The following is a 26,256-nucleotide window of genomic DNA, read 5'->3' on the forward strand; positions in this document are numbered from 1 at the left end:
CCCCTGCTCCGGGCGGGAAAACCTCAGCTGTGGCCCAGCTCCTCCGCCGGGCCCGCTTCCTCGACGGAGCCGCCGTCGCGTTCCGGCCGCAGGGCCAGCGGTTCGACGACGGTTTCGTCGACCACGGGCGGCGCCGGCCGGGGCGGCTTCGGCATGACGGCCGCCTCGGAGTGGGCGCCGCAGCCGTACGACAGGGAGACCACGCGGCCGTCCGCGGGGGCGAACTCGTTGGCGCATACGCCGAAGGCCTGGCGCAGCGAGCCGGTGAGCGGGGTGAGGAAGCCGCAGGTCATACAGGTCGCGGGGGCCGCCTGGGCCATGGGGGACTTGGCGCCGAAGGCCTCTTCCCAGCGGTCGGCGGCGGCGTGCAGGCCGTAGCGGGACAGGACCCGGGCGCGGCGCAGGCCGAGTTCCTCGGCGACGTCGGCGATGCCGCCGCGGGCCGGGGCGGGCTGGACCGCGGGCGAGCCGGGGACGACGTCGGCCTCTTCGGTGTCGGCGACCTCGGCGGCCATGCCCTCGGCGACCGGGGAGTTCGGCGGCGGGACGTCCTCGCCGGTGAAGCCGGGCTCCAGGCGCAGGTCGTCGGCCTCGGTGGGGAGCAGGTCGCCGGGGCCCATGTCGCCGGGGCGGAGGCGTTCGCTCCAGGGCACCCACTCGGGGGCGAGGAGGGCGTCGGGGCCGGGCAGCAGGACCGTCTCGTCGAGGGTGACGACCTTGGCGCGGGAGGCGCGGGCGACCGTCACGGCCCAGCGCCAGCCGCGGTAGCCCGGTTCGTTGCAGACGAAGAGATGGGTGACGACGCGGTCGCCGTCGGCCACGGCCTCGATGTGCTCGCCGACCATGCCGGGGAGTGCGGTCTCCTCCGCCGCCGCCCGGGCGAGGTCGACCGCCTCGGCGCACAGGCGGTCAGGGGTACGGCTTCGCATCGCAGCACTCACAAGAATCGATTCTCTCTTCCACGCCGTCTCACGAGTGCGCCAGCCGGAGCTGTCCTTGTCCGTCCGGAGGGCCGGGGCGGGCGGAGCGGACCTGGGGACCGCGTCGACGTCCGCGCCCGATCGATTCGGTCGAGCGCACCTCTTGCAACCCATTCTGCGGGATCGCGGATCGCAATGAGACACGCGGCCAAAACCGACCGCCGGTGGCGCGCTAGACACGCTACCCCTTCAACGGTGTACGACTCCTCGGAGGGAGCGGCAATTGGCAGCGGGTGACGGCGACGGCCCGGTGCGCCCCGCGCGGCAAGCAGGAGGAACCGCCCGGTCCTGGGCGAGTTGGGGCACTATGGCCAGGTGGCTGCCGCGCGGGCGTCGAAGGTACGGAAGCCGCGCGCACCGACGCGCGGCGGGTTCGGCGGCAGCCGGCGCGGGCGGACCACGCGGGCGGTCGGACAGGCCCTGCACCGGCCGTTCACCGGCGCGGCCCGGGGCGTACGGCGGGCCACGCATGCGCACGGCGCGGGCGAGTCGGGGCTGGGCAAGCTGATCGAGCTGCACGCGGTGAACTCCGCGGGCGACATGATGATCACGGTCGCGCTGGCGTCGACGGTGTTCTTCTCGGTGCCGACCCATGAGGCGCGCGGCCGGGTGGCGTTGTATCTGGCGGTGACCATGGCGCCGTTCGCGGTACTGGCGCCGGTGATCGGGCCGCTGCTGGACCGGGTGCCGCACGGCCGGCGGGCGGCGATGGCCGCCTCGATGCTGGCCCGGGCGCTGCTGGCGCTGACGATGTCGGGGGCGGTGGCGACCGGTCGTCTGGAGCTGTATCCGGCGGCGCTGGGCGTGCTGGTGTCGTCGAAGGCGTACGGCGTGGTGCGCAGTGCGGTGGTGCCGCGGCTGCTGCCGCCGCGGATCTCGCTGGTCAAGGCCAACTCGCGGGTGACGCTGGCGGGGCTGCTGGCCACCGGGCTGGCCGCGCCGGCGGGGGCGGGGCTGCATCTGCTCGGGCCGCCGTGTCCGCTGTACGGGGCGTTCGTGGTGTTCGCGGTGGGCACGGTGCTGTCGTTCTCGCTGCCGCACAAGGTCGATTCGGCGAAGGGTGAGGGGCGGGCCCTGCTGGCGTCCCGGAACGGGGGCCGGGCAGGGGCGGCGGGGCGGGCGCCGAAGCCGGGGCTGCGGACGGTCGGGCCGTCCGTGCTGCACGGTCTGCAGGCGAACGCCGGGCTGCGGGCGCTCTCCGGTTTCCTGACGTTCTTCCTGGCCTTCCTGCTGCGCGAGCATCCGCTGGACGGGCTGGGCGCGGCGGCGTCGCTGGGGCTGGTGGCGGTGGCGGCGGGGGTCGGCAATGCGCTGGGCACGGCGGTCGGGGCGTGGCTGAAGGCGCGCGGGCCGGAGCCGATCGTGGCGGCGGTGCTGGGGCTGGCGCTGTGTTCGACGGTGTTGGCCGCGGTGTTCTACCCGGTGCTGGCGGTGGTCGTGGTCACCGCGGCGGCGGCCACCGCGGGGCTGTGCCAGGCGCTGGGCAAGCTGTCGCTGGACGCGATGATCCAGCGCGATGTCCCGGAGGAGGTGCGTACCTCGGCGTTCGCCCGGTCGGAGACGGTCCTGCAGGTGTCGTGGGTGGTGGGCGGTGCGCTCGGGATCGCGCTGCCGCTGGTGGGGGTGGTGGGCATGGCGGTGGCCGCGGGCCTGGTGACGGCGGGCGCGGTGCTGTCGGTACGGGGGCTGCTGCAGGCGGCGCGGCGGGGCGGTACGCCGACGCCGCGGGTGGCCTGAGCGCGGGCGGGACGGACCCGGTGGGGGCGTCGCCCCGGCCGGCCCGGCGGGCTCGGGAGGCACCCCCTCGGGGCGTGCCGCGCGGCACGCCGCACCCGGGGGTGGCGTGGGCCGGGGCGCCAGATAGCCTGCCCGTATGACCGCTGCGTTGATCTCCTGGGGCAAGGGCCGCCGCGCCGCTGCCGCCATCGGTGCCGTGTCCCTGGGTCTGGTGACCCTCTCCGCCTGCGAGAAGCCGACCGCGCTCGCGACCGTGACCGTCGGTTCGTCGACGGTGTCGGCCGAGGCCACCCCCGGCTGCGACGGCAACGGCAAGGAACTGTCCAGGAAGGCCGTGGCCGCCTGCATCACCAAGAAGGGCGGCAAGACGATCACCGTGCACCCCGGTGAGAAGGTGCGCGTGGGTGTGGACCCGGACGTCGCCAAGTCCGGCTGGATCGTCATCGGCGCCGGGCCCGTGATGCGCGAGCCGAGCAAGCAGACGTACCGCAGCTTCGACGCGGACACCCTGTTCATGCAGCAGAACCCGCAGACCGGTCAGACGACGTACACCAAGGACGTCACCCTGCAGGTCGCCGAGCTGCACGAGGGTGACGGCCCGACGACGATGTGGCACTTCACGCTCAAGCAGAAGGACTGAGCCCGCTGAGCGCCCCGAGCGACGCCGGCCGGCCGCTGCGGGTGCTGGCGGTCACCGCGGTGGCCGCCGAGCGCGACGCGGTGTGCGCCGCGGCGGAGTCCGGCGCGCCGGCGGTGCTGCCGGGCGGCTACGAGCTGTGCCGGGCGGACCGCGGGCCGGTGGCGTTCGACGTGCTGGCCGCCGGGGTCGGACCGGCCGCCGCGGCCGCCGGTACGGCCACCGCGCTGACCGCCGGGGCGCTCGCCGGGGAGCCGTACGACCTGGTGGTCTCGGCCGGTATCGGCGGCGGTTTCGCGCCGGACGCGCCGCTGGGCGCGGTGGTGGTCGCGGACGCGATCGTGGCGGCCGATCTGGGTGCCGAGACCCCGGACGGCTTCGTTCCGGTCACCGATCTGGGCTTCGGGACGGTGGCGCACCGCCCCGACCCGGCGCTGGTGAAGGCCGTCGCGGCGGCGGCCGGCGCGGTCACCGGCACCGTCGTCACGGTCTCCACGGTCACCGGCAGCGCCGCCCGTGCCGCCGAGCTGGTGCGGCGTCACCCGGGGGTGCTGGCCGAGGCGATGGAGGGCTTCGGGGTCGCGGAGGCGGCCGCCGCGCACGGGGTGCCCGTGCTGGAGATCCGGGCCGTCTCCAACGCCGTCGGCCCGCGCGACCGGGCCGCCTGGCGCATCGGTGCCGCGCTCACCGCGCTGACCGGCGCCTTCCGTACGCTTCCCGGAGCCCTGGTGGCCACCGCCGGGCCGGCTCCGGATCCGCACCGTAACGCCAGGAGGATTCCGTGACCCGGCCGCTGAACATCGCGTACTCGCCGTGCCCGAACGACACCTTCGTCTTCGACGCGCTGGCGCACGGCCGGGTCCCGGACGCGCCGGAGCTCGCGGTCACCTTCGCCGACATCGACGTCACCAACGGCATGGCCGAACGCGGTGAGTTCGACGTGCTGAAGGTGTCGTACGCGGTGCTGCCCTGGGTGCTCGACGAGTACGCGCTGCTGCCCTGCGGCGGGGCGCTGGGGCGCGGCTGCGGGCCGCTGGTGCTGACCCGCGAGCAGGGGTCGGCCGCGGGCCTGGCGGGGAAGACGGTGGCGGTGCCCGGCGAGCGGTCGACGGCGTATCTGCTGTTCCGGCTGTGGGCGGCGGCCGAGGTGCCGGGCGGGGTCGGGGAGATCGTGGTGCTGCCGTTCCACGAGATCATGCCGGCCGTGCGGGACGGCAAGGTCGACGCCGGTCTGGTCATCCACGAGGCCCGTTTCACGTACCAGGACTACGGGCTGGTGTGCCTGGCGGACATGGGTGAGCACTGGGAGCAGACCACCGGACTGCCGATCCCGCTCGGCGCGATCATCGCCAAGCGGTCGCTGGGCGAGCGGACCCTGCGGGAGCTCGCGGCGGCCATCAGGGCGTCGGTGCTGATGGCCTGGGACGACCCGCATGCGTCCCGGCCGTATGTGCTGGAGCACGCGCAGGAGATGGACCCGAAGGTGGCCGACCAGCACATCGGGCTCTACGTCAACGAGTTCACCGCCGACCTCGGCGAGGACGGCTATGCCGCGGTGCGCGGGTTGCTCACCCGTGCCGCGGCCGAGGGGCTGGTGCCGCCCCTCGGCCGGGATGCCTTGCGTTTCGTATGAGGTGGGTGCCGGGCGGTCCGGGCGGTCAGACGTCCAGCTGGTCGGCGACCGCCCGCAGCATGCCGGCGATCTTGGCGCCGTGCACCTTGTCGGGGTAACGGCCGCGCTCCAGCTGCTGGGTGACGTTCTCCAGGAGCGTGGTGAGGTCCTGGACGATCGAGGCGAGTTCGTCGGGCTTGCGGCGCTGGGCCGCGGCCACCGAGGGTGCGGGGTCGAGGAGTGTCACCGTCAGCGCCTGGTCGCCGCGCTGGCCTGCGACGACGCCGAATTCGACGCGCTGGCCTGGCTTGAGTGCGGCCACACCGTCGGGCAGCACCGACGAGTGTACGAAGACGTCACCGCCGTCGTCGCGGGAGAGAAAGCCGAAGCCCTTCTCGCTGTTGAACCACTTGACCTTGCCGGTAGGCACGTCTGTCCTCGTCCTCGTACTCGTTGGAAAAAACTGGGATGGGATCTGCCGCGGAACCGCGGAAGAAACGGTCTGAATAGCAATGCAGCGGGCCGCAGGACCCGCCACCACCAAGGCTAATGGTCGCCCGGCCGGTGACAAGACGCCGCCGGGGGGATCCCCGGTGCTTCCGGTGCGGACTTACCCTGGTCAGGTGTCTGACGAAACGCCCCGGGCAGGGGATCTGCTGGTCCGAATCGGCGCGATCATGTTCCTAGTTGGCGCGCTGGCCACTCTCGCCACGGTGACGCCGCTGTTCCTCGGCTCGACGCCGTTGCCGTGGGGCTTCTACTGGCTGTGCATGCTGATGGGCGCCGGCTTCCTGGTCGCGGCGAGCGGATTGGTCCGTTCCGCGGTGGTCCAGCGGCGTCAGGCGGTGGCGGCCGCCGAGGGCTCCGCGCCGTCCGCGAGGTAACGCGCCAGCCAGGACGGGAACTCCGTCAGGTCGCCGAGCAGCACCTCGGCGCCGGCCGCCCGCAGTTCCGCCGCGTCGCAGGGCCCGGTGGCCACCGCCACCGACAGCGCCCCCGCGGCGTGCGCACCGCGTACGTCACCGGTGTGGTCGCCGACGTAGACCCGCGCGTCGTGGTCGCGCAGCGCCTCGGCCTTGGCCTCCGCCCACAGCGAGCCGATCACCGCGTCCGGTTCGAGGCCCAGGTGGGCCAGGTGCAGCTTGGCGTTCGGCTCGTACTTGGCGGTCACCACGATCGCCCGGCCGCCGGCCGCCTGCACCGCGGCGACGGCCTCGTGGGCGCCGGGCATCGCGGGGGTGGAGGCGATCGCGTGCTCCGGGTACAGCGCGCGGTACAGGTCGCAGATCTCCGCGACCCGCTCCGCGGGGAACCACCGGCGGATCTCCTCCTCCAGCGGCGGACCGAGCCGGGTCACCGCGGCCTCGGCGTCGACATGGGTGCCGGTCCGCGCGGACAGCTCCTCGTACGCGGCCTTGATGCCGGGCCGGGAGTCGATCAGCGTCATGTCGAGGTCGAATCCGACCGTCAGGGGGTACGCAGCCATGCCCGCCATTGTGCCGGGGCCCCACGGCCGCCCGGGGGGCACCCCTGGCGGGCCGCCGGCCGGGGAGGCACCCCTACCGTGCCGCCCGCCGCATCCGCCACAGCAGGAACAGCGCCGAGGCGACCGCGGCGACCCGCACCACCCCCGGCAGCGCCTCGAGCAGCTCCTGGCCCAGCCGGCCCCGCGCGATCGGCTCGCCCCACCGCCCGTCGAACCGCCCCCACAGCCACACCAACAGACCGCCGACGACGGTCCCGGGCACCCCGAGCGCCGCGAACTTGGCCTCGGCGGGGCTGAGCCGCCGCGACACATAGGCGAGCGCCCAGCCGCCCGCCAGCGCGAGCCACGACCCCAGCACGGCCCCGGCCACCAGGAGGACCACCGCCAGCGCCGGCACCGGGCTGAGCCAGGCCCGCAGCGGCACCGTCCGGACGGCCTCCGCCGCCTCCGCGTCGTCGCCCGCGCCCTCGTCCGCGCCGCCGTCCGCACCCTCTTCCGTGCGGGCCCGGGCGGCGTCCCCGTCCGAGTCGTCGTCCGCCTCCGCGCCGTCCTTCCGCAGCGACGGCGGCCGCCCGGCGGGGTCGCCCTTCGGGCGGTGCCACATCTCCGGGATCTCGATCCCGCCCACGAACCCGGGCACGGTCTCCCCCGGCCCGTACGGCCCCGGCTCCACCCGCCACCAGTCGGGCGCGTCCTGCGCGTCACCCAGCTCGTCCGCACCGGCGAGATGCGGCGGCAGCCCGGCGGACGGCGCGGACTCCGGCTCACCGGCACGCGGGCCGGGCACCTTGCCGGACGCCGGGCCCTTGCTGAACAGGCCCCGCGTGCCGAACGCCGCCCTCCGGCCGGATGCGGGCCGGTCGCCGTTGCGGGCCGCCGCGTCGCCCTCCCCTGCCCCGCTCCCGACCGCCGTCCCGGCACCGTCCGCCGCCCGCTCCTTCGGCGCCGCCTTGGCGAGCAGTCCGTCGCGCCAGGCCGTCAGCGCGCCGAGCCGATCGCGGGCGGAGGGGGCTGACGGGGCGGGCGGGGCCGGGTCCGGCTGCGGGGTGCCGGCCGCCGCCGGGGCGCCCCCGGCCGCCTCGACCACCGCCTCCGGCGTGCCCAGCCGCGCCAGCATCCGCCTGGTGCCCACCACCGAGTCGGCCCTCTGCGCCTCGATCTGCGTCCGGAGCCCCGACACCAGCCGCATCCGCGCGGCGGACGGCAGGCCCCGCTGCTGGGCCAGGTCACCGACCCGGCTCAGATAGTCAAAGACGAGCTGCTCACTCTCGATCCCCACGAAATCCCCTGCGGCGTCCGCTGGTTGCTGCCCCGACCGTACCGCGCCGGCCGCCGCCCCGGCCGGAGCGGCGGCGGGGCGCCGGCGGATCCGCCGCGAGCGGCCCGGCGCCGGATCCTCCGGAACCCCGCCGCCGCTCCCTGCCCCTCCCCCGCTCGCCCCGCTAACGTTGTACGAATGACCACCGATACCCCCCGCACCCTCGCCGAGGAGCTGCGGACCCGTAGTGACAGCGGGATCGTCGGGCTGCTGCGGGCACGGCCCGATCTGCTCAGCCCGGTGCCGGGCGACGTCACCCAGCTGGCGACCCGGGCGGGGACCCGGGCATCGGTGGTACGCGCGGTGGAACGGCTCGACCGGTTCGCGCTGCAGACCGCCGAGGCGCTGGCGGTGGCGCCCGACCCGTGCCCGTACGACACGCTGGGCGCGCTGATGGGCGGGGACGCCGGGGACGAGGCGGTGGCCGCCGCACTGCCCCGGGCCGTCGCGGAGCTGCGCGGGCAGGCCCTGGTGTGGGGGCCGGACGACCGGCTGCGGCTGGTGCGGACGGCCCGGGAGCTGCTGGCGCCCGGCGCCACGCGGCCCTCACCGACCGGTCTGGGCCCGACCGTCGCCGAGGCCGCCGCCGGGATGTCGCCCGGGCGGCTGCAGGAGATCCTGGCCGCGGCCGGGCTGCCCACCACCCACGACCCGGTCTCCGCGGCCGCCGCGCTGACCGCGCTGTTCCGCGACCGGGAGCGGATGGCGGCGCTGCTGGACACCGCGCCGGCCGAGTCCGTCGCCGTCCTCGACAGACTGCTGTGGGGCCCGCCGTACGGCGCGGTCACCGACCGCCCGGCCGCCCATCTGCGGTGGCTGCTCGACCGCGGTCTGCTGCTGCCGGTGGGCGCCCGCAACGTCGTCCTGCCGCGGGAGGCGGCGCTCCATCTGCGCGGCGGGCGCGCGCACCGCAACCCGGAGCCGGTGCCGCCGGCGCTGACGCCCGCCACGGAACGCGATCCACAGCTTGTGGACAACGCCGCGGCGAGCCAGGCGTTCACCGCCCTGGCGACCGTCGAGGAACTCCTCAAGGAGTGGGACCTGGGCGGCCCGCCCGTACTGCGCGCCGGCGGAATGAGCGTCCGCGATCTCAAGCGCACCGCCACCGCCCTGGACACCACCGAACGGCTCGCCGCCTTCTGGCTCGAACTCGCCTACGCGGCCGGGCTGATCGCCTCCGACGGCGAGGCCGACGAGCGGTACGCGGCCACCCCCGCCGCCGAGGAGTGGCGACAGCTGCCCGATCACGAGCGGTGGGCGGTGCTGGCGGCCGGCTGGCTGACCGCGACCCGTACCTCGGGCGTGGTCGGCACCGCCGACGCGAAGGGGCGCGCGCTCGCCGCCCTCGGCCCGCACCTGGACCGCTCCCCGGCCCCCGAGGTCCGCCGCCGTGCCCTCGCCCTCCTCGCCACGCTGCCGCCCGGCACGTCCGTACCCGCGCCGACCGTGCTGTCCCGGCTGCGGTGGGAACGCCCGCTGCGCGGGGCGTCGGGCCCGGCAGCGGGTGCCGCGGCGGGGTCGACGGCGGGCGGCGTCGGAGGGCAGACGGCCGGTGGCGCCCCGGCATCGACGGCGGGCGGTGCCGGATGGTCGACGGCGGGCGGTGGCGCCGAGCCCGCTTCCGACGCCACCGATGACCTCCGTTCGCGCCTGGCCCAATGGGCGCTGGAGGAGGCCGAGTTGCTGGGCGTCACGGGGCGCGGCGCCCTCGCCACCCACGGCCGGGCGCTGATCGACGCGGAGGCAGCGAAGGCGCAGGCGGGGAGAGGAGCGGGAGGGGGAGGAGGAGAAGGCGGGGCCGGAACGAAGGCCGGAAGGGAAACCGGAGCGGAAGCCGGAGCGGAAGCCGGAGCGAAGGCCGGAACGGAAACCGGAACGGAAGCCGGAACGGAAGCCGGGTCGGAGGTCTCGCCGCTGACGGCCGCAGTGGCGTCCGAGGCCGAGGTACGTGCCGCGGCGACCCGCGCCGCCGCGCTGCTCGCCCCCCTCCTCCCCGAGCCCCTCGACCACGTCCTCCTCCAGGCCGACCTGACCGCGGTCGCCCCCGGCCCGCTGCAGCGCCCGCTCGCCGAGGCGCTGGAGGTCCTCGCGGACATCGAGTCCAAGGGCGGTGCGACGGTCTTCCGCTTCACCCCGGCCTCGGTCCGCCGCGCCCTCGACGCCGGCCGTTCCGCCGCCGAACTGCAGGACTTCCTCAGCAAGCACTCCCGTACGCCGGTCCCCCAGCCGCTCGCCTACCTCATCGACGACGTGGCCCGTAAGCACGGCCGGCTACGGATCGGCGCGGCCACCGCCTACGTCCGCTGCGACGACGACGCGCTGCTCTCCGAGATCCTCGCCGACCGGCGGGCCGCCGGCCTCCGGCTGCGCCGACTGGCCCCGACCGTGCTCGCCGCACAGTCCGCACCCGAGCAACTCCTCGACGGATTGCGGGCGATGGGCTACGCCCCGGCCGCCGAGTCCGCCGCCGGTGACGTCCTGATCGCCCGCGCCGACTCGTACCGCACCCCGCCGCGGACCGCCCCGGCCCCCGTCCCGGACGGCCCGCCGTCGCCCGACCGCACCCTCCTGGAGGCGGCGGTGCGCGCCATCCGCGCCGGCGACCTCGCCGCCACGGCGGAACGCAGACCGGTGCACGCCCCCGCCCCGGCACCCGGCTCCCTCCCGCGCACCACCTCCGCCGAGACCCTCGCCACCGTGCAGGCCGCGGTGCTGACCAACTCGGCGCTGTGGATCGGCTACGTCAACGCGGACGGTGCGGCCAGCCAGCGGGTGATCGCCCCGGTGCGGGTGGAGGGTGGCTTCGTCACGGCGTACGACCACACCGCCGACGAGGTGCGCACCTATCCGCTGCACCGGATCACCGGCGTCGCGGAACTGGCGGACGACGTGGTGTGAGACGGCAGGCGGCCGGCGGCACGCGGCAGACGACCGGCGGCAGGCGGCACACGGCAGGCGGCACACGGCAGGTGGCACACGGCAGGCGGCCGGGCCTCGCCTCGTGGCGACGCCCGGCCGGGAGCGGTGGTGCGGTGGTGCGGTGGAGCGGTGGAGCGGTGGAACCTGTTGTCGCGTCAGGTTGCGGTGAACCCTGTCGCAGTCCAGGTCAGCGGTTTCGGATCAGTGGTTTCGGGTCAGCGGGGCCAGCCGCAGTGCACATGGGTGCCGTGTCCGGCGTTGCCCGGCCCGAGGACTTCCCGCGCGCCGAGCTTCCGGCAGGCGGCCATCAGGGCACGGTGCGGTGCCCCGCTGCCGACGTGGCGGCCGTTGATGTGGGTGATGTCGAAGGCCAGCCCGGCGTAGTGCTTGGAGCGGGTGCTGTGGTCACCGCCGACGATCTCGGAGACCGCGATGCGGTAGCCGTACCGGGTCCGCAGCTTCAGCAGCCCGCCCAGCATCCGGGTGTCCAGGGCCACCCGGCGGTTGGGCCGGTCGCCCCAGGGGCTGGTGAGCGCGCCCTTGCCGTGGGCGGTGTCGACGATGTTCTGCCGCGCGGAGGAGGCCGGGTGCGGGCGGCTGACGTGGGTGGTGGCCAGCGCGATCCCGTTCGTCCGCAGGATCTGCTGCGCCAGCGCGGCCCGACTCGGCGCGGCGGAAGCGGAAGCGGAAGCCGCTGATGCGGAAGCGGCCGAGGTGGGGGCGGATGCGGCCGATGCGGGGGCGGCGGTACCCAGAAGGGCGGTCAGAGCGAGCGCCCCGGCGATCAGCCGCGGGGCACGCGCGGTGCGTACGGACGCGGACACGGAAGCGGGCAGAGGCAGGGGCCGGGGCCGGGACCGGTACAGCGACTCGGGCAGAGACGGAAACATGCTGATCTCCTCGTCAGTTATTGGACGGCTACTGCGTGTTGAGGGAAGGTGCCGGCCGTCAGCCGGCCAGGTCCCGCAGCTGCGCGAGGCTGCCGCGGAAGACGTTGCGGTCGCCGGTCCCCGGGATGCCGGGCGTACGACCGTGCTCGGTGTGCTGCCAGAACGTCCAGGAGCGCCCGGCACCGGGCACCGGCTGCGGCTCCCTGGCCCCGCTGCCGTAGCGCGCGAGCCACAGCCGGTGGCCGGCGAGGACCCGCCCGTCGCCGCCCATGCACTCCTTCACGAAGGACGCCCGGGTGTAGACGATCGGGGTGACCTTGAAGGCCCTGCGCACCTCCCTGAGGAACACCGCCACCTGCTGCGGGCGCAGGGCCGCAGGGCAGACCTCCTTCCGGTTGCGCCGCACCTTCTCCACGTCCAGTACGGGCGGGAGTTCACCGGCGCGGTCGCCCCGGTAGCCGGCCGCACGGGCGACGGTGATGAACTGCCGCGCCTGGGCAGCGCCGTCGGCGGTGCTCCTGGGGTCGAAGAAGTGGTACGGCGCGTGCAGCAGGGACGTACGGGCGACCGCCGCGTAGTCGCGGCGGAACCACGCGTCGTTGTCCGCCGCGCCGGGCCCCTGGCTGGCCTTGAGGAAGGCGAAGCTGTGCGTCTTCGCCACCCGGTTCCAGTCGATCCGCTCGTTCTCGTGCTCCCCGTGGCTGTAGTGGCTGGTGTCCACGCCGGCCACGGTGTACGCCGACGGCGGCGCGGCCTGCACCGGTGTGGCCGGGAGTGCGACCGCGGCGATCGTCGCCACCACTACGGCACGGGCAAGGGCGGCACCTACCCGAACGGGTGATGTCAGGGGCATATGTCATTCCCTCGTTCTCGTTGCTGCACAGCTCAGTTGGCCGCCCCCTCTCCGGATCCGCGCAGGCCGGAGCAGCCCTTGGCCAGGGAGGGAAACGGGGCGGGAGGTGCGGGGCCCGGTCGGCCGCGCTCCTCAACGATGCAGGAACCTCAGGGGAGTTCACTACGATCTGCCAGGCTCCGGCTCATGCATCCATGCAGCGGCCCGATGCGCGGCGCTGACCTGCACGTATGCAGAAGCCGGACGGCTCCCCAGTCCGCCGGACAGCGTTCGCCAACACCGAGCGGACGCACGGGGGCCGACGAAGGACACACAAGGACACACCAGATACGAGCCGGGCACGAGCCAAGCACGAGCCGGGCACGGACGACGTACGCACGAGGAACGGCCGCAAGCGGCCAACGAGCAGCCGAGGAACCGGCCGAGGGACGGCCGACGAGCAGCCGAGGAGCGCCGGGAAACGGGCGCCCCGGGGGGAAGCATGACGGGATCAACCAGCCCGGACCGTGAGGCGGGCCGCACGCACGGCACGACGGGCCTCGGAAACGGAGACGCGGGCCGCACGCATGACGCGACGGGCCGCGGCGATGAAGACGGGGGCCGCACGCACGACACGACAGCCCGCGGAAACGGAGAAGCGGGCCGCGGAGACGGGGACACAGGCCGCGCGCACGAGGCGACCGGCCGCGGAAACGGAGACGCGGGCCAGGCCCTGGCCCAATTACTCCGGGGCTGGTGGGAGTTGTCCGCCCGGGACGGCCGCCCGAAGCCCACCCAGCAGTCCCTGGCCGGCCGGCTGGGCATCGACCAGACCACCCTCTCCCGCTACCTCAACCCCGCCCACCCCTCCACCGCCCCGCTCAAGACCGTCGAACTCCTCCACACCGTCCTCCGGGCACCGGCCGCCGACCTCCCCCGGGCCCGCACCCTGGCCCAGCAGGCCGCCGCCACCGCATCCACCCGCCGCACCCCCCGCCCCCGCACGGCCCCCTACGCCACCTCCAAGACCACACCGGTGACCACACCGGTGACCACCCCGGAGGCCACCCCCGACGCCCCACCCGTCACCACAACCGCCAGCACAACAACCCCCGGCACAACCTCCGCCGCCCCACTCCCCAAGGCAGCAGACGACACCACACCCCCACCACCACCCACCCCGCCCCCGCCGGCGCCGCCCCGCCGCGCCGCCGCCCGTACCGCCCTCGCCCTCCTGGCCGTCCTCGCCCTCGGCACCGGTATCGGCCTCGGATGGGGCACCCTCGCCCACCGCGACGGCTCCCCGGCCGGCTCCGCCCACGCCCCGGCGGCCAGGTCCACCCAGTGGCCACTGGTCCGCAAGGGCCACCTCATGTGGTCGGCCCGCACGGTCCAGTTCCTCCTTCAGGCCCACGGCCACGACGTCCGGCCCGACGGCGACTTCGGGCCCGCGACGGCGGCCGCCGTCAAGGAGTTCCAGTCCGCGCACGGTCTGCTCCCCGACGGCAAGGTCGGCGACCGGACCTGGTCGCACCTGATCATCCGCGTCGACTCCCACAACGACACCAGGCCGGCCGTCCTGGCCCTCCAGTACCTGCTCGACAACACCGGCCTCCCCACCGACCAGACCGGCCTCTTCACCCCCTCCACCGTCCGCTCCCTGGAGGAGTTCCAGCGCTCCCGCCACCTCGCCCCGACCGGCGTCGCCGACGCCTCCACCTGGCGCGCCCTCCTCGTCGCCCAGGGCCCACCGGTCCACCGCTGACCGGCCGGGCATCGGTCCGCCCGTCCACCGCTGACCGGCCGGGCATCGGTCCGCCGGTCGTCGCTCCTCCCTCCCTTCCCCGCCGATGGGGCACACTGGAGATTTGGCCGTACGGGAGTCTCCCGTGCCGGGCCGCACACCGAACGGAAAGGGCGAGGCGCGTGAACGGACCCCTCATCGTCCAGAGCGACAAGACGCTGCTGCTGGAGGTGGACCACGAGCTGGCGGACGCCTGCCGGCGGGCCATCGCGCCCTTCGCCGAGCTGGAGCGGGCGCCGGAGCACATCCACACGTACCGGGTGACGCCGCTGGGGCTCTGGAACGCGCGGGCCGCCGGGCACGACGCCGAGCAGGTCGTGGACGCGCTGGTGCAGTACTCGCGGTACCCGGTGCCGCACGCACTGCTCGTCGACGTCGCCGAGACGATGGCCCGTTACGGCCGGCTCACGCTGGTCAAGCACCCGACGCACGGGCTGGTGCTGACCACCACCGACCGCCCGGTGCTGGAGGAGATCCTCCGCTCCAAGAAGGTGCAGCCGCTGGTCGGCGCACGGCTGGACCCGGACAGCGTGGCCGTCCACCCCTCCGAGCGCGGCCAGATCAAGCAGACGCTGCTCAAGCTGGGCTGGCCCGCCGAGGACCTCGCCGGTTACGTCGACGGTGAGGCGCATCCGATCGAGCTGCACGAGGACGGCTGGGCGCTGCGGCCGTACCAGCAGCAGGCCGTCGAGGGCTTCTGGCACGGCGGCTCCGGCGTCGTCGTCCTGCCGTGCGGCGCGGGCAAGACGCTGGTCGGGGCGGGCGCCATGGCACGCGCCAAGGCCACCACGCTCATCCTCGTCACCAATACGGTCTCGGCGCGGCAGTGGAAGCACGAACTGGTCCGCCGCACCTCGCTGACCGCGGACGAGATCGGCGAGTACAGCGGGACCAGGAAGGAGATCCGGCCGGTCACCATCGCCACGTACCAGGTGCTGACGACCAAGCGGAAGGGCGTCTACCCCCACCTGGAGCTGTTCGACTCCCGGGACTGGGGCCTGATCCTCTACGACGAGGTGCATCTGCTGCCCGCGCCGGTCTTCAAGTTCACCGCCGATCTGCAGGCCCGGCGCCGGCTGGGGCTGACCGCGACGCTGGTGCGCGAGGACGGCCGGGAGTCGGACGTCTTCTCCCTGATCGGCCCGAAGCGGTTCGACGCCCCCTGGAAGGAGATCGAGGCGCAGGGGTACATCGCCCCGGCCGACTGCGTCGAGGTACGGGTCAACCTCACCGAGTCGGAACGGCTGGCCTACGCCACCGCCGAGACCGAGGAGAAGTACCGCTTCTGCGCCACCACGGCCAGCAAGCAGTACGTGACCGAAGCGCTGGTCCGCCGCCACCAGGGCGACCAGACCCTGGTCATCGGGCAGTACATCGACCAGCTGGACGAACTGGGCGAGCACCTCAACGCGCCGGTGATCAAGGGCGAGACCACGAACGCGCAGCGGGAGAAGCTCTTCGACGCGTTCCGGCAGGGCGAGATCTCCGTCCTGGTCGTCTCGAAGGTCGCGAACTTCTCCATCGACCTGCCCGAGGCGACGGTCGCGATCCAGGTGTCCGGCACCTTCGGCTCCCGCCAGGAGGAGGCCCAGCGACTCGGCCGGGTCCTCCGTCCGAAGGCCGACGGCCACGAGGCACGCTTCTACTCCGTCGTCGCCCGCGACACCATCGACCAGGACTTCGCCGCCCACCGCCAGCGCTTCCTGGCCGAGCAGGGCTACGCGTACCGGATCGTCGACGCGGACGAACTGCTGGCGGCGGACGAGGACGTGTAAACGGACGAGGACGTGTAAACGGACGAGGACGTGTAAACGGACGAGGACGTGTGATCGGCAGGGGCGGCGGACGGACGAGGACGTGTACGACGTGTGATCGGCAGGGGCGGCGGGCCTTCCGGGAGCCCTGGGGACAACCGGCCCGGACCCGCCCGGCCCGGGCTCACGCGGGGCGGGCTCACGCGGGGCGGGTCCGGGCGGTCAGGTCCTGGTCGATGCGCGCTGCCGGGATACGGCGGGGCGCGGGCACTCCCGGCCACTGCCCCGACGTTCCTGCCTTTCCTGCCTTTCCTGCCTCTCCCGCCCCTCCCGGCTCGCCTGGCTCGCCCGGTGCGCTCCCCGTACGCCGGGTCCACCAGATCAGGGCCGCCAGCAGCGCCAGCCCGAGCAGCGGGTACGGCGCGGCGAGCGGCTGCTGCCACCAGGAGAAGTGCAGGTCGAGGTCGCCGCGGTGCGGCACGATCCACATCGTCCGGGCCGTGAAGGCGAGGGTGACGGCGGCCAGCAGGGCGCGCCGCCAGGGACAGCGCCGGACCCGGGCGGCGAGGCCGATCAGCAGCGGTACGCACCAGACCCAGTGGTGCGACCAGCTGATCGGCGAGACCAGCAGCGCCGTCACGGCCGTACACAGCACGCCCCAGCTGTCGAGGCCGCGGCGCAGATAGACCCGGCGGGCGGCGTAGAGCCCGGCGGCCGCGGTGAGCAGCGCCGGCACCGCCCAAAGCAGTCCCGGTGCGGGGTTGTGCAGAACGCGGCTGATCAGGCCCTGGAGGGACTGGTTGTCGACGATCCAGACCTTGCCCACCCGGTCGGTCTCGAACATCCGCCGGGTCCAGAACTCGACGCTCGCGTCCGGCAACACCAGCCAGCCCAGCAGCACGGAGACCAGGAACCCGGCGAGCGCGGTGAAGGCGGCCTTCACCCTGCCGGTGATGAGGAGGTAGACGGCGAAGATCGCGGGGGTGAGCTTGATGCCCGCCGCGAGACCGGTGGCGAACCCCTTGCCGCGAGCACCGTCCGGGCGAGCGAGATCCCAGAGGACGAGGCAGGTCAGGGCGAGATTGACCTGCCCGAAGACAAACGTCTGAAAGACCGGTTCGAGCCAGAGCCCAAGCGCGGTGACGACCAGAACGACCGGCGCGATACGCGCGGCCCTCCGCAGCCCGGCAACCCGGCGCAGGGCCGCAACCTGGCGCAGGACGGCAGCCCGCCGCGCTGCGGCAGCCCAGCGCAGACCGCCGGCCACGGGCGGTGCGGCGGCCTGAGGCGGTGCGGCGGCCTCGCACGGTCGGGCGGCCTGAGGCGGTGCGGCGGTCTCGCGGGGTCCGGCAAGACGCGGTCCCGGGGACTGACTCGGCGCGGTGGCCTCGCGAAGGCCGGCGGCCTCATCCGGTTCCGCGGCCCGGCGCGGTGCGGCCGCCTCGCGAAGTCCTGCACCTTGACGCGGCGCGGTGGCCTGGCGGGAGAGATGGATCAGCAGGGCGAGCAGCCCGGCATTGACGAGCACGCAGACGATCTTGAGGGTGCCGAGGGAGACCCAGGTCGTCGGGATGAAGAGGAGGGCGGCGAAGGGCGGGTAGGTGGCCGGAAGGTCCCACTTGGTGACCGTGAAGCCGTAGAGATCACCTCCACTCGCGGCGGCCTCCCCCTCGGCCCGGTATACCGCTATGTCGGACATCGGCAGCGGCTGCACCTCGTAAAGCACCCACAGTCCGGCGAACGAAACAAGCAGCAGGGCGACGGCGTAGAGAAGGTGACGGCGGGTGCGCGCGGGCCGCGTACCGGTGGACGTCGGCGTAGCGCTGTCACGGCTGGCCCTCGTACCGGTGGGCGTCGACGTGACGCTGGTGGAGTCGGGTGCGGGACTTGTGGAGCCGGGCCCGGTACTGGTGGAGCCGGGTCCAGTGCTGGTGGAGCCGGGTCCGGCACTGGTGGAGCCGGGAGCGGGACTGGTGGAGCCGGATGCGGTGCTTGAGTCGGTGGGGGCAGAGCAAGGGCCGCTGGGGGCGGAGCAAAGGCTGCTGGGGGCAGAGCAGGGGTTGGCAGGGCTGGGGTGGGGGGCGGAGGGCGGGGGTTCGTCGGTGCTGCTTCTGCTTCGGGGGCCCCTCCCCCTCCCCCACCCCTCCCCCTTCGCTTCGGTCTCTTCTCTCTCCGTCCGCGTACCGTCGGCGGAAGACACCCGTGGTCCCCTCTCGTCGCCTCGCCTCGTCGCCCTGAGCGCGCACTCCGCGCCGACGCTAGTGGATCGGGGCCGGCCGGCCGTAACGGTTTCCGGTCATCCGGATGTCGTCACGGAGTCGCCCAGGAACAGCCCGGCCGGCGCTCAACCACCCGCTCGACCACGGGCGGCCTCGACCCACGGGGCTCGGCCCGCGTGGCTCGGCGCTCGGGGCTCAGCCCTCGGCCCGCCGGTCGTCCGCGTACTCGCCGAGGACGGCGACGCTGAAGGCCGCGGCGGCGAAGACCCTTATCGCGCGCAGGGTGTTGCCCACGAGATGGCGGTGTCCGGGTGTCGAGGCGGCGTCGGCGGCCGGGGCCGCGCCGAGGGCCGCGGCGCCCTTGGCCGGGTGGCGAGGGGCGGATGCGAGGGAGGGGATGGACGGGACGGATGCGGGTGGAATCGTTGCGCTGCTCATGGGTCAATGATGAGTTTTGGGCGATTGCGGTGCATCGGTCCACGGGTCGATCCTTGGCGGGTCGGGCGTCAGCCTCCAGACCCACTCCATCCCCTAAGGGAGACCCAGGGTTGTACGGGTCGTCAACCCTGGGTACGGCACGGAGGGCTCGACACGCGCCCCGGCGTACAGCCTGGACCCTCCCCTCAATTAATTCGTTGGCGCCGCCATCCGCCCCTGACTACACTCGCGCGTCTGCCTGCCTCCCGCCGAGGAGTGCCGCTGACCGGTCGGAAACCGGTCGGCCTTTGCTTCACGCCGCTGACCCGCGCATCGCATGACCTGCGCTACGCACCGACACCGGCCCGCCGCGCCCGCGCACCACGGCGCGCCCGCCGCAGTACCGCCACCGGAGGCAACGCCGTGCCCTCGCACGCCCACGACCTGTCCGACGACGAGCCCCTCCAGCGCGAACGCGCCCATCTCGCCGCTTCCCGCGCCGCGCTCCGCGCGATGCGTGCCGACGCCGAGTCGCTGAACATCGCGGACGTCACCGCGAACTGGGTCAACGCCGAGGTGCTCCAGGGCGAGATCGAAGCCCGGATCAAGGCGCTCGCCGATCTCTCGCACACCCCGCTGTTCTTCGGCCGCCTCGACTACCTGCACGCCCCGGGCCTCGACCTCGCCGAGGGGGCGGACGGGGAGAACTTCTACATCGGCCGGCGGCACGTCCACGACGCCGACGGCGACCCGATGGTCATCGACTGGCGCGCCCCCGTCTCCCAGCCGTTCTACCGGGCCTCCAAGAAGGACCCGATGGACCTCAGGCTGCGCCGCCGCTTCGGTTACACCAGCGGCGAGTTGACCGCGTACGAGGACGAGCACCTCACCGACCCCGCAGAACTGGAGCGGACCAGCCGGCTCCTGCAGTCGGAGATCGAGCGGCCGCGCGTCGGCCCGATGCGGGACATCGTCGCGACGATCCAGCCGGAGCAGGACGAGATCGTGCGCGCCGGCATCGCCGGTTCGGTGTGTGTGCAGGGGGCGCCGGGCACCGGGAAGACGGCGGTCGGTCTGCACCGGGTGGCGTATCTGCTGTACGCGCACCGCGAGCGGCTGGCGCGGGCCGGCACCCTCGTCATCGGGCCGAACCGTTCCTTCCTGCAGTACATCGAGCAGGTGCTGCCGGCGCTGGGTGAGCTGGAGGTCAAGCAGGCCACGGTCGACGACCTGGTGGCGCACGTCGAGGTGCGCGGTACGGACGACGCGGCCGCGGCGACGATCAAGGGTGATGCGCGGATGGCGGAGGTCCTGCGGCGGGCCGTCCGCTCGCACATCACGCTGCCGCAGGAGCCCTGCATGGTGGTCCGCGGTTCCCGCCGCTGGCGCGTACCGGCGTACGAACTGCAGGAGATCGTCGAGGAGTTGATGGCCCGCGACATCCGTTACGGCGCGGCCCGCGAGGCGCTGCCGCAGCGGATCGCGCATGCCGTTCTGGTGCGGATGGAGCAGGCCGGGGAGGCGCCGGACGACCGGGTGCAGAACGCGGTGGCCCGGAACGCCGCCGTGAAGGCCGTGGTCAAGGAGGTCTGGCCGCCGGTCGATCCGGCGAAACTGGTGCTGCGGCTGCTGGGCGACGCGGATTTCCTCGCGGAGCAGGCCGACGGGATCCTGTCGCCCGAGGAGCAGAAGACGATCCTGTGGACCAAACCGGCGCGCAGCGTGAAGAGCGCCAAGTGGTCCGCGGCGGACGCGGTGTTGATCGACGAGGCGACGGACCTGGTGGAGCGCACGCATTCGCTCGGCCATGTGGTGCTGGACGAGGCGCAGGACCTCTCCCCGATGCAGTACCGGGCGGTCGGCCGGCGCTGTACGACGGGCTCGGCGACGATCCTCGGCGATATCGCCCAGGGGACGACGCCGTGGGCGACCGACACCTGGGAGGAGGCGCTGGCCCATCTCGGCAAACCGGGTGCGGCGGTCGAGGAGCTCACACAGGGGTTCCGGGTACCGCGCGAGGTGATCGCGTACGCGTCCCGGCTGCTGCCGGCCATCGCGCCGGATCTGACGGAGGCCACCTCGATCCGTGAGTCGGCGGGGGATTTCGCGGTCCGTCGGGTCGAGGCCGCGGAGCTGACCGCGGCGACCCTCGCGGCCTGCGACGAGGCGCTGGCGAAGGAGGGCTCGATCGGCCTGATCGCGGCGGAGGTGCGCATTCCGGAGTTGCGTGCGGCACTGGAGGCGGCCGGGGTGACCGTGCTGGCCCCCGGCGAGGAGACCTCGGCCGGGTCCCGGCTGACGCTGGTGCCGGCCACGCTCGCCAAGGGTCTGGAGTACGACTACGTGGTGCTGGACGAGCCGGCCGCGGTCGTCGACGGCGAACCGGACGAACGGACCGGCCTGCGCCGCCTGTACGTCTGCCTGACCCGCCCGGTCTCGGGCCTGACGGTGGTCCATGCGGCGCCCCTGCCGGAGCAACTGGCGACGGAGCAAGGGGCGGAGCGACTGCCGGAGCCACTGGCGGACGGGGCGGCCTAGCGCACCGGCGGCCGGCCCCGGAGACGGCCCACGGGTCGGCCGCCGCAGCACCTGCCAGGCCCATCGGCTCCCTTGCTCAGCCCCCGCCGCCCCCCGCCCCCAACAGCTCCGCCCCTTCCACGGCGTTGAGCAGCGCGTCCAGGAGGCCGGGGAAGCGCGCGTCGAGGTCGGCGCGCCGTAGTTGCACGTAGCGGTTGCGGCCGACGACCCGGGTGGAGGTGATCCCGGCCTCGCGCATGATCCGCATGTGGTGCGAGACGGTCGACTTGTGCAGATGGGCGAGGCCCAGCCGTTCCGACGAGCAGTCGTACTGCTGCCCGCTCGCGTAGATCCGCAGCAGATGCAGCCGGGTCGGGTCCCCGAGCGCGTGCAGCACCTTCACCAGCTGGATGTCCTCGGTGTCCGGCTGCGCCAGCAGCGCGCCGTCACCGCTGTCCGTACCCACGCCACTCACCACGGCCGTCCAGCCTCCTTCCGTCGCTCACTCCCGCCCACTGTATTTCCCCGCAGTGACAGTTTGACATCCACCCAACAATCAATATTGTTTGACGCACATCAAACACATGCTGCGCTCGCACTCAACCACGTGTGGCCGTCGCCTAGTTACGCCTCCCCTCGTCCCCGCTCGTACCGGGAAGGACACCCGTGCGTCTCCGCCTGCTCCTGCTCGCACTCGGTACCTTCGCCATGGGCACCGATTCCATGGTGATGGCCGGCATCCTCGGACTGATCGCCCATGACCTGGGCGTTTCCGTACCGGCCGCCGGCCAGATGGTCACCGTCTTCGCCCTCTCCTACGCCGTGCTCGCCCCCGTGCTCGCCACCGCCGCCGCCCGGTGGCCGCGCCGCCGGGTGCTGCTGACCGCGCTCACCGTCTTCACGGCCGCCAACGCGCTGAGCGCCCTGGCCCCCAACTACCCCGTCCTGCTGGCCACCCGGGTACTGGCCGCGGCCGGCGCCGCCCTGTACACCCCGACCGCCAACGCCGTGGCCACCATGCTCGTCCCCGCCGAGCGGCGCGGCCGGGCGCTGGCGACCGTGCTCGGCGGCATGACGGTGGCCACCGCGCTCGGTGTCCCCCTCGGCACCTACATAGGACGCACGGACTGGCGGCTGACCATGTGGCTGGTGGTCGTCCTGGGCGCCGCGGCGTTCCTGGGCCTCGCCCTGCTGCTGCGCGACCTGCCGGCGCCGACCGCCGCGCCCGGCCTGCGCACCCGCCTCGCGCCGCTGCGCAACGGCAGCGTCCTGGCCGCAGCGGCCACCACGCTGGTGTTCTTCGTGGCCTTCCACGCCGTCTACATCTACCTCGGTACGGCGGTACGCCCCGCCACCGGGGGCGACGCGGGCCGGCTCAGCCTGATCATGCTGGTGTCCGGCCTCGCCTCGGTCGCCGGTAACTGGCTGGGCGGCCGGGCGGTCGACCGGCTGGGCGTCCGGACCGTGCTGCTCACCGGCGGTTCGCTGGCCGCCCTCGCCTTCCTCACGCTGCCCTGGGTCTCGGTGACGATGCCCGGCGCGCTGGTCTACGCGGCGCTCTCACCGCTCGCCGGATGGGCGGTCGCGGTGGCGCTGCCGCACCGTCTCGCCTCCCTGGACCCGCCGAACGCGCCGCTGCTGATCTCCCTCAACAGCAGTGCGCTCTATCTGGGCATGGCCGCCGCGGGGGGCGTCGGCAGTCTCGCCCTCACCGTGCTGGGCGACCGCTGGTTCCCGCTCGCCTCGGCCCCACTGGCCCTGGTGGCGGTCATCCTGGCGGCGGTCACGACCCGCCGGCGGAGGGGCGGGACGGCAGAGACAGCAGAGACGGCAGAGACGGCAGAGACGGCAGAGACGGCAGAGACGGCAGGAACGGACGCGCCCACGTCGTCTCCGCGTTCCGCCCCCGCATCGAAAACCGGGGCTCCGGCGGCGCGCCCGTAAAGGCCACACCCCTAAGGCACGCCCGTAATGGTCACGGCCGTAAGAGCCACGCGCGGCCACCCCAGGCCCACCTGGCCACCCCGGCCTCCACCTACCACCCCACCCCACCCGGTCACCCCAACGGAACCGGCCGCTCCGCCTCCTGGTCCAGTGCCTCGCGCCACCGCCGTACCGCGGCCACGTCCACCGGTGCGGACCAGCCGTCGGGGCGGGCGGCGCCGCCGATGTGGAAGGCGTCGAGGCCGGCCGCGCGCAGCGCCGGGACGTGGTCGAGGCCGAGACCGCCGCCCACCAGGATGCGCGGCGCGTACCCGGGCTCGCCCGCCGCCGTACGGGCCTGCTCGGCCACCAGGACCGCCCGCCCGGCCGCCACCCCCTGGGGATCGCCGGCGGTCAGATACGTGTCGGGCCCGGCGCCCGTCAGGCCGGCCAGCTCCTTGCGCAGCGCGTTCCGGTCGGCGGCCCGGTCGATGGCCCGGTGGAAGGTCCAGGGGCAGCCGTCGATCACGTCGGTCAGCGCCGTCACCGCGGCGAGGTCCGGCCGCCCGTCCGGCGTGAGGAACCCGAGCACGAACTCCTCGGCGCCCGCCTCCCGCAGGGCCGCGGCCCGGCCGCAGAGCGCCGGGAGATCGCCGGCCGCGAACCCGTCGGCGGTCCGCAGCATCACCCGCAGCGGCAGATCGACCGCCGCCCGGATCGCCGCGAAGGTGGCCGTCGCGGGCGTGAGCCCGTCGGCCGCCATGTCGGTGACGAGTTCCAGGCGATCGGCACCGCCTTCCTGGGCGGCGACCGCGTCCTCCGGGCCGAGCGCGATCACCTCCAGGAGCGCGCGCTTGCTCATATGACCCCAATCCTCCGACGACATGTGGCGCGGAAGCCCTGCGTCCGCACGCCACCCAACAGGTCTAGTCCAATATTCCCAGCCTACGGGGTCGCCGGGCGCAAGGCACAATGATTCGCATGACGTCCGTGTCCCGTACGGCAGGCAGCACCATCGACCCGGTGCCGGAGCTGCGCACGCGCTGGGCCGCCACGGTCGCCGCGGCCCGCGGCACGAGGAAGTTCGCCACGCCCGGAGGCGCCCCGGCGCCCGACCCCGCCCCCTACGCGGACAACCTGCTCTCCCGTTGGAGCGAGCCGCAGCGGCGCTACCACACCGTCGCCCACCTGGCCGCGGTCCTCGACCGGATCGACGAACTCGCCGAACACGCCGACGACCTGCCCGTCGTCCAGTTGGCGGCGTGGTTCCACGACGCGGTCTACCGGCCGGACCGCTCGGAGAACGAGGAGCGCAGCGCGGCACTGGCCGAGCGCGCGCTGCCCGAACTGGGCGTCGGCGCGGCCCGTACGGCCGAGGTGGCCCGGCTGGTGCGGCTCACCGTCACCCACGACCCGGCGCCCGACGACCCGGACGGCGAGGTGCTGTGTGACGCCGATCTCGCGGTGCTCGCCGGTTCGCCCGACGCGTACGCCGCCTACGCCGCCGCGGTCCGCGACGAGTACGCCTTCGTGCCCGACGCGGACTTCACGGCCGGCCGCTCCGCCGTACTGCGTCAACTCCTGTCCCTGCCCCGGCTGTTCAGGACCCCGCAGGGCTACGACCGGTGGGAGCACCTGGCCCGCCGCAACCTGGCGACGGAGCTGGACCTGCTGTCCGGCGGCGGATGACCTGAGGGGCGGCGGCGTCAGGCTGCCGCACCTTCGATCACCGGCGACGGGAATGTAAGGCGTCCTATCGTTGTTAGTAGCTGACATGCCAGCTCCCGCACCGTCCGACCGCGCCCGTCTGCCCATCGCCGTCTACGTCCTCGGCCTCTCGGTCTTCGCCCTCGGCACCTCCGAGTTCATGCTGTCCGGGATCCTCCAGCCCCTGGCCCGTGATCTGAGGGTCTCGATTCCGCAGGCCGGGCTCCTGGTTTCCGCCTTCGCGATCGGCATGGTGGTCGGCGCGCCCGTACTGGCCGCGGCCACCCTCCGGCTGCCGCGTCGTACGACGCTGATCGCGCTGCTCGCGGTCTTCGGTCTCGGCCAGGTGGCGGGCGCGCTGGCCCCGACGTACGGCGTGCTGTTCGTCTCCCGGGTGGTCAGCGCGCTCGCCTGCGCCGGCTTCTGGGCGGTGGGCGCGGCGGTGGCGGTCTCGCTGGTGCCGGTGACCGCGCGGGCCCGGGCGATGGCCGTGATGGTCGGCGGGCTGAGCATCGCCAACATCGCGGGCGTGCCGGCCGGCGCCCTGCTCGGGCAGCACGCCGGGTGGCGCGCGGCCTTCTGGGCCGTGGCCGGGCTCGCCGCGGTGGGACTGCTGGGCGTCGTCGCGCTGGTGCCGCGGACGAGCGTGCCGACCGGCGACGACCGCCCGCGACTGCGCCGCGAGCTGACCATCTACAAGGACAAGCAGGTATGGCTGGCGCTGACCGCGACGGCCATGAACGGCGCCGCGGTCTTCGCCCTGTTCTCCTACCTCTCGCCACTGCTGACCGACACCGCCGGGCTCGCCGAGAGCTGGGTGCCGACGGTACTGGCGCTGTTCGGCGTCGGCGCGCTGATCGGCACGTTCATCGGCGGCCGGGTCGCCGATGCGCATCTCTTCGGGACGCTCTTCGGCGGCATCTCCGCGTCCACGGTGGTCCTGGCCGTACTGGCGCTGACCGCCCACAGCCCGGTGGCCGCGATCGCGCTGTCGCTGATGCTCGGGGTCACCGCGTTCGCCACGGCCCCGGCCCTGAACGCCCGGATGTTCAACGTGGCGAACGCCGCGCCCACCCTGGCCGGCGCGACCACCACCGCCGCCTTCAACATCGGCAACACCATCGGCCCCTGGCTGGGCGGCCTGACCATCGGCGCGGGCTGGGGCTACCCGTCCGTCGCCTGGACGGGTGCGGCACTGGCCGCGGTCGCGGTCCTCACCACCGCCGTCGCCTTCCGGCTGCACCGCAGGACGAACCACTCACGGCTGATCGCGTCGTCGGGGACGGCGGGCCCGGCTGGCCTGGCTGGCCCGGCGGCCGCCACGAGCACCGCGCCGGAGACCGCGAAGCAGCTGTAGCGACAACAACGGCCCGGCGCACCGACCGGCCGCGCCGGGCCGCCTCCATACCGCCCGCACGCATACAGCTCGCGCCCGTACAGCTCGCGTCCACAGCTGGCACCCGTACCGCTCGCGTCCGTACCGCTATCGCCTGCGTACGGCTCG

22 protein-coding genes are annotated in these 26,256 nt (G+C 74.1%); 12 read left to right on the plus strand and 10 right to left on the minus strand.

The genetic code is table 11. The features are described from left to right. Positions 1-23: 23 nt before the first annotated feature. Positions 24-929 carry a DUF3027 domain-containing protein gene (locus ACFV1J_RS25020; protein WP_385861483.1) on the minus strand — a complete coding sequence of 302 codons (906 nt, stop codon included), beginning with the start codon at positions 927-929 and terminating at the stop codon, positions 24-26. A 348-nt stretch (positions 930-1,277) separates the two neighbouring features. On the opposite strand from ACFV1J_RS25020, the gene ACFV1J_RS25025 reads away from it, so the two are divergent. From ACFV1J_RS25025 to ACFV1J_RS25040, 4 genes are all read left to right on the plus strand, one after another. After that, entirely contained in the window at positions 1,278-2,717 is a 1,440-nt protein-coding gene (locus ACFV1J_RS25025; RefSeq protein ID WP_385861484.1) for an MFS transporter, read from the plus strand. 136 nt (positions 2,718-2,853) lie between these two features. Continuing rightward, the gene (locus ACFV1J_RS25030) at positions 2,854-3,357 is read left to right on the plus strand and encodes a hypothetical protein (protein WP_385861487.1); all 504 of its coding nucleotides are present in this window, start codon (positions 2,854-2,856) and stop codon (positions 3,355-3,357) included. A gap of 35 nt (positions 3,358-3,392) precedes the next feature. Next, the gene (locus ACFV1J_RS25035) at positions 3,393-4,139 is read left to right on the plus strand and encodes a futalosine hydrolase (RefSeq protein WP_385861664.1); all 747 of its coding nucleotides are present in this window, start codon (positions 3,393-3,395) and stop codon (positions 4,137-4,139) included. Further along, positions 4,136-4,987 (plus strand): 1,4-dihydroxy-6-naphthoate synthase, encoded by an 852-nt coding sequence (locus tag ACFV1J_RS25040; RefSeq protein WP_385861489.1) that lies wholly within the window; start codon positions 4,136-4,138, stop codon positions 4,985-4,987. The genes ACFV1J_RS25035 and ACFV1J_RS25040 overlap by 4 nt, the downstream gene beginning before the upstream one ends. A gap of 25 nt (positions 4,988-5,012) precedes the next feature. On the opposite strand, the gene ACFV1J_RS25045 is transcribed toward ACFV1J_RS25040, so the two are convergent. Next, on the minus strand, positions 5,013-5,396 hold the full coding sequence (locus ACFV1J_RS25045) for a cold-shock protein (protein WP_018089689.1): 384 nt from the start codon (positions 5,394-5,396) through the stop codon (positions 5,013-5,015). A gap of 193 nt (positions 5,397-5,589) precedes the next feature. Here ACFV1J_RS25045 and ACFV1J_RS25050 point away from each other — a divergent pair, with 193 nt between their 5' ends. After that, positions 5,590-5,850 (plus strand): hypothetical protein, encoded by a 261-nt coding sequence (locus ACFV1J_RS25050; protein ID WP_385861493.1) that lies wholly within the window; start codon positions 5,590-5,592, stop codon positions 5,848-5,850. Here the strand turns inward: ACFV1J_RS25050 and ACFV1J_RS25055 are convergent. Then, entirely contained in the window at positions 5,805-6,452 is a 648-nt protein-coding gene (locus ACFV1J_RS25055; protein WP_385861494.1) for an HAD family hydrolase, read from the minus strand. The two genes, ACFV1J_RS25050 and ACFV1J_RS25055, sit on opposite strands and share 46 nt — an antisense overlap. Before the next feature lie 73 nt (positions 6,453-6,525). Continuing rightward, entirely contained in the window at positions 6,526-7,731 is a 1,206-nt protein-coding gene (locus tag ACFV1J_RS25060) for a hypothetical protein (protein WP_385861496.1), read from the minus strand. A 177-nt stretch (positions 7,732-7,908) separates the two neighbouring features. On the opposite strand from ACFV1J_RS25060, the gene ACFV1J_RS25065 reads away from it, so the two are divergent. Continuing rightward, the gene (locus ACFV1J_RS25065; RefSeq protein WP_385861498.1) at positions 7,909-10,668 is read left to right on the plus strand and encodes a helicase-associated domain-containing protein; all 2,760 of its coding nucleotides are present in this window, start codon (positions 7,909-7,911) and stop codon (positions 10,666-10,668) included. 236 nt (positions 10,669-10,904) lie between these two features. Here the strand turns inward: ACFV1J_RS25065 and ACFV1J_RS25070 are convergent, their stop codons facing one another. Both ACFV1J_RS25070 and ACFV1J_RS25075 read right to left on the minus strand, forming a co-directional pair. After that, the gene (locus ACFV1J_RS25070; RefSeq protein ID WP_385861500.1) at positions 10,905-11,579 is read right to left on the minus strand and encodes a hypothetical protein; all 675 of its coding nucleotides are present in this window, start codon (positions 11,577-11,579) and stop codon (positions 10,905-10,907) included. Between the two features lie 58 nt (positions 11,580-11,637). Continuing rightward, positions 11,638-12,432 carry a glycoside hydrolase family 25 protein gene (locus tag ACFV1J_RS25075; protein ID WP_385861502.1) on the minus strand — a complete coding sequence of 265 codons (795 nt, stop codon included), beginning with the start codon at positions 12,430-12,432 and terminating at the stop codon, positions 11,638-11,640. Positions 12,433-13,174: 742 nt separating this feature from the next. On the opposite strand from ACFV1J_RS25075, the gene ACFV1J_RS25080 reads away from it, so the two are divergent. Together ACFV1J_RS25080 and ACFV1J_RS25085 are read left to right on the plus strand one after the other, a co-directional pair. Beyond that, positions 13,175-14,176, plus strand: coding sequence for a peptidoglycan-binding protein (locus ACFV1J_RS25080; RefSeq protein WP_385861503.1), 1,002 nt, complete (start codon positions 13,175-13,177; stop codon positions 14,174-14,176). Between the two features lie 161 nt (positions 14,177-14,337). Next, positions 14,338-15,990, plus strand: a complete 1,653-nt coding sequence (locus ACFV1J_RS25085) for a DNA repair helicase XPB (protein ID WP_385861505.1) — start codon at positions 14,338-14,340, stop codon at positions 15,988-15,990. A gap of 178 nt (positions 15,991-16,168) precedes the next feature. Here ACFV1J_RS25085 and ACFV1J_RS25090 read toward each other — a convergent pair whose 3' ends face one another. Together ACFV1J_RS25090 and ACFV1J_RS25095 are read right to left on the minus strand one after the other, a co-directional pair. After that, positions 16,169-17,668, minus strand: coding sequence for a glycosyltransferase 87 family protein (locus tag ACFV1J_RS25090; RefSeq protein ID WP_385861506.1), 1,500 nt, complete (start codon positions 17,666-17,668; stop codon positions 16,169-16,171). Between the two features lie 715 nt (positions 17,669-18,383). Beyond that, complete coding sequence (locus ACFV1J_RS25095; RefSeq protein WP_385861508.1) at positions 18,384-18,626, minus strand: hypothetical protein; 243 nt, start codon at positions 18,624-18,626, stop codon at positions 18,384-18,386. Positions 18,627-19,028: 402 nt separating this feature from the next. Here ACFV1J_RS25095 and ACFV1J_RS25100 point away from each other — a divergent pair, with 402 nt between their 5' ends. Continuing rightward, positions 19,029-21,143 carry a HelD family protein gene (locus ACFV1J_RS25100; RefSeq protein ID WP_385861510.1) on the plus strand — a complete coding sequence of 705 codons (2,115 nt, stop codon included), beginning with the start codon at positions 19,029-19,031 and terminating at the stop codon, positions 21,141-21,143. A gap of 76 nt (positions 21,144-21,219) precedes the next feature. Here the strand turns inward: ACFV1J_RS25100 and ACFV1J_RS25105 are convergent, their stop codons facing one another. Beyond that, the gene (locus ACFV1J_RS25105) at positions 21,220-21,600 is read right to left on the minus strand and encodes an ArsR/SmtB family transcription factor (RefSeq protein WP_385861512.1); all 381 of its coding nucleotides are present in this window, start codon (positions 21,598-21,600) and stop codon (positions 21,220-21,222) included. A 188-nt stretch (positions 21,601-21,788) separates the two neighbouring features. On the opposite strand from ACFV1J_RS25105, the gene ACFV1J_RS25110 reads away from it, so the two are divergent. Then, a complete protein-coding gene (locus tag ACFV1J_RS25110) occupies positions 21,789-23,066 on the plus strand; it encodes an MFS transporter (protein WP_385861514.1) in 1,278 nt (425 codons plus the stop codon). Between the two features lie 112 nt (positions 23,067-23,178). Here the strand turns inward: ACFV1J_RS25110 and ACFV1J_RS25115 are convergent, their stop codons facing one another. Next, positions 23,179-23,907, minus strand: a complete 729-nt coding sequence (locus ACFV1J_RS25115) for a copper homeostasis protein CutC (RefSeq protein ID WP_385861515.1) — start codon at positions 23,905-23,907, stop codon at positions 23,179-23,181. Positions 23,908-24,026: 119 nt separating this feature from the next. Between ACFV1J_RS25115 and ACFV1J_RS25120 the strand changes: the two genes are divergently transcribed. Then, positions 24,027-24,734 (plus strand): hypothetical protein, encoded by a 708-nt coding sequence (locus ACFV1J_RS25120; RefSeq protein ID WP_385861517.1) that lies wholly within the window; start codon positions 24,027-24,029, stop codon positions 24,732-24,734. Positions 24,735-24,819: 85 nt separating this feature from the next. Beyond that, a complete protein-coding gene (locus ACFV1J_RS25125; protein WP_385861519.1) occupies positions 24,820-26,109 on the plus strand; it encodes a Cmx/CmrA family chloramphenicol efflux MFS transporter in 1,290 nt (429 codons plus the stop codon). Positions 26,110-26,256 lie beyond the last annotated feature (147 nt).

Origin of the sequence: Streptomyces sp. NPDC059649, assembly GCF_042734445.1 — a bacterium.
GTDB lineage: Bacteria > Actinomycetota > Actinomycetes > Streptomycetales > Streptomycetaceae > Streptomyces.